At 62.6% G+C, this 476-nt stretch carries 1 protein-coding gene and 1 pseudogene; one reads left to right on the top strand and one right to left on the bottom strand.

Annotation, left to right across the window (positions count from 1 at the left end):
• Positions 1–251 (bottom strand): annotated as a pseudogene (locus tag GIR22_RS25855) (RHS repeat-associated core domain-containing protein); the annotation flags it as partial.
• Positions 252–267: 16 nt separating this feature from the next.
• On the opposite strand from GIR22_RS25855, the gene GIR22_RS26165 reads away from it, so the two are divergent.
• A partial coding sequence (locus GIR22_RS26165; RefSeq protein ID WP_218581684.1) for a hypothetical protein occupies positions 268–476 on the top strand: 209 nt, incomplete at its 3' end.

Raw genomic sequence — 476 nt, 5'->3', positions numbered from 1 at the left:
CACGTATTCAACCCCAACGGATCCACCCACCCCGTCGGGTTGGGCACGTACTGGTATCCGTTCAGCCCACCCGCCAGTTTCACCGGGTCGGGGGTCAGGTAGCGGCCGTTGTCGGGATTGTAGTAGCGATGGCGGTTGTAGTGCAGGCCACTTTCTTGATCGAAGTATTGGCCCTGGAAGCGCAGCGGGTTGGTGACGGTGTTGACGTCGAGCCGGGTGATTTGGCCGTAGGCGCGGTAATGCGCGGACCAGCCGTGCGCGCGAGTCATGGACATAGACTTCCCGGCTGCCATCGGCGTTGTGCACGGTGACGCTGCCGTTGTCGCCCCAGACGTACCGCGTGTCCATTTGCGCAAAACTGGCCCAGTGCCGGACACAGCGCGCAGCCTTGCCAGAGCGTTCCCACTCCCAAAAGAAACTCGCCCCACCGGCCAGTTCCCGTTCCAGGATCACTTGCTGATCGCCGTAGCGATACC

This window comes from Pseudomonas karstica (assembly GCF_009707515.1).
Classification (GTDB): Bacteria; Pseudomonadota; Gammaproteobacteria; order Pseudomonadales; family Pseudomonadaceae; genus Aquipseudomonas; species Aquipseudomonas karstica.
Note: the sequence above shows the minus strand (reverse complement) of the source record. Positions and strands in the feature narration are given on the sequence as shown.